The following is a 2394-nucleotide window of genomic DNA, read 5'->3' as shown; positions in this document are numbered from 1 at the left end:
CCGGCCACATCGACGATATCCCCGACCAGGTACTGGAACAGGTCAAAACCGTGGCTGGCCAGGTCGGCAAAATACCCGCCGCCGGCAATCGCCGGGTCGGTGCGCCAGTTGGCACTGCTGGCATCGTCTTCCGAAGGCGGCTTGCACAGGGTCCAGGTCAGATGACGCAATTCGCCGATGCGCCCGTCCTGCAGCCAGTCCCGCACCTGCTGGAAGCGTGGCAGGGAGCGCCGGTAATAGGAGACAAACAGGTGCAGCCCGGCCTGTTCGAAGGTGCGCTGCATCAGCGCGCTTTGCTCGGCATTCAGGGACATGGGCTTCTCGACGCAGCAATGCTTGCCGGCAGCGGCCACCATCAGGCTGTATTCGAGGTGGCTGTCGGGCGGTGTGGCGATGTAGACCGCGTCTACTTCCGGGTCGTCGATCAGCGCCTGGGCGTCAGTGTAGAAACGGGCAATGCCGTGGCGTGCCGCATAATCGCGCACGGCCTCCTCGCGCCGCCCCATCACGGCCACCAGCGCAGAACCTGGCGCTTTGTAGAAGGCGGGTCCACTCTTGAGTTCAGTGACATCGCCACAGCCGATCATGCCCCAGCGTACGGTGTTCATCTGCATCTCCTTCAGGTGAGTTTTTTCAATGGGGCAGTATCGGTGTTTTCCGGCCCCCTCTCCACCCTGCCGGATAAAGACTGAGCATGACAATTGCATTACACTTTTATGACAATCATCCAGCTGCGGGGGCACAGACGATGAAAATAAGGGCCACGGTGATTTGCGAGCACGACGGGCACATCCTGTTCGTGCGTAAAGCCCGATCGAAATGGGCATTGCCCGGCGGCAAGGTCGAGCGCGATGAGCGGCCAGTGGGCGCGGCCGCGCGGGAGCTGGAAGAGGAAACCGGGCTGAACGTGGACGGTTTGCTGTTATTGCAGGAGCTGAAGGCCAGCGACACCCTGCACCATGTGTTCGAGGCGTCGGTGGTGAATATCGAAGATGCCCGGCCCCTGAGTGAAATCAAGGAATGCCAGTGGCATCCCTACAGTCGCCTGGATGACCTGGACACCACCCAGGCCACCCAGAAAATCGTCAAATCCTTCCTGCGCCGTCTCTAAGGCGCCGCCAGTTCCGGGCTTTGCCCGCTGCGCAACAACGCCTGTCTTACCAGACCATTGGCTTTCTGCCGTTCGACAAAGGATATGACGAACGCGGCAGCGGCTGCGTGCGCTACCGGTACCGCGACCGCCTGGCTGATGCTCATGAAGTCATCCTCCAGCAGGCGCCAGCGCTCATCCAGCCGGGTTTGCAAGTAATCCCGAACCCCGGCCGCGGCGTTCAGGCCTTGCTCGATAAACAGGTCTACGGCACCCGCCGAGGTCGGCGCGCGCACCAGTTCGGCATGCTGCACCGTGCGGCTCAGGTACAGGTCATACGCGGCACCCTGGCCGACGGCGATGCGTTGGCCCGGAGCATCGAGTTGGGACACGCTGCCCAGGGGTGAATCCACCGCCACCAGGTACGTACCCTTGATGATCACGTAGGGCGCGCTGAAGGCGATTTCCTGCTCGCGCACCGGTTCGATGGCCAGGAATGCCACGCGCCAGCGGTAATCGCCCAGCGCGGCGAAGACCTTGCCCGCCGCATCAAAAGTGATCAACTCAAGGTCGACCGCCAACTCATCGGCCAGGGCCCTGGCCAGCGCCACCGACACGCCCTGGGGCTGGCCGTCCTCGCCGCGCTGGGCCAGCACCGGGTTGCCAAAGTTGATGGCAGCCCTGAGCACACCCTCGGGGGCCAGTTGTTGCAGTACCTGCGGGTCAATCATTACGCGCTCCTTGAACGGTTCTTTGCACGGTCTTGCGAATGACGAAGGGCAAGACGCCGCCGTGTTCAAGGTAACCAACCTCCTGCAACGAGTCGAGGCGCAAGGTCAGGGGGGTACGCGTGGTCTCACCGGTGGCGCGGTCAATCTGCAAGGTGATCGGGTTGTCGCCGACCTGCAACGCGTCCAGGCCGAGGAAGCTCAGGGACTCACTGCCGTCGAGGTTCAAGTCCTGCACCGATGCGCCCTCATCGAACACCAGCGGCAACACGCCCATGCCGATCAGGTTACTGCGATGGATTCGCTCGATGCTGCGGGCCACCACCACCTTGATCCCCAGCAGGGTCAGGACCTTCGCTGCCCAGTCGCGGCTGGAGCCGGCACCGTAGTTGATCCCGGCGAACAACACGGTGGGTGTACCGGCGTAGCTTTGGGCGGCGAGGTACAGCGGCAGGTAGTCGCTGCGGTCGGCATTCCAGGCCCAGACGCCCTGGCGCGGGGGCTGGTCGCAGGACAGCAGATTGTTCAGGCGCGGGTTGGTAAACGCGCCGCGCACCATCACTTCGTGGTTGCTGC

At 63.2% G+C, this 2394-nt stretch carries 3 protein-coding genes and 1 pseudogene; 1 reads left to right on the top strand and 3 read right to left on the bottom strand.

What is annotated here, in order from left to right:
* Window positions 1-608, bottom strand: a 608-nt coding sequence (locus tag HX846_RS34285; RefSeq protein WP_178967154.1) for a Gfo/Idh/MocA family protein, incomplete at its 3' end; no start/stop codon positions are given.
* 140 nt (window positions 609-748) lie between these two features.
* Between HX846_RS34285 and HX846_RS34280 the strand changes: the two genes are divergently transcribed.
* Window positions 749-1111: an NUDIX hydrolase gene (locus HX846_RS34280; protein ID WP_102369305.1), complete on the top strand. Its 363-nt coding sequence runs from the start codon at window positions 749-751 to the stop codon at window positions 1109-1111.
* Here the strand turns inward: HX846_RS34280 and HX846_RS34275 are convergent.
* Both HX846_RS34275 and HX846_RS34270 read right to left on the bottom strand, forming a co-directional pair.
* Window positions 1108-1821 carry a transporter substrate-binding domain-containing protein gene (locus tag HX846_RS34275; protein ID WP_178967153.1) on the bottom strand — a complete coding sequence of 238 codons (714 nt, stop codon included), beginning with the start codon at window positions 1819-1821 and terminating at the stop codon, window positions 1108-1110. The genes HX846_RS34280 and HX846_RS34275 overlap by 4 nt on opposite strands.
* Window positions 1814-2394, bottom strand: a pseudogene (locus HX846_RS34270) (aconitate hydratase AcnA); the annotation flags it as partial. The pseudogene HX846_RS34270 and the gene HX846_RS34275, both read right to left, overlap by 8 nt.

Origin of the sequence: Pseudomonas sp. K5002 (genome assembly GCF_013386655.1) — a bacterium.
GTDB lineage: Bacteria > Pseudomonadota > Gammaproteobacteria > Pseudomonadales > Pseudomonadaceae > Aquipseudomonas.
Note: the sequence above shows the minus strand (reverse complement) of the source record. Positions and strands in the feature narration are given on the sequence as shown.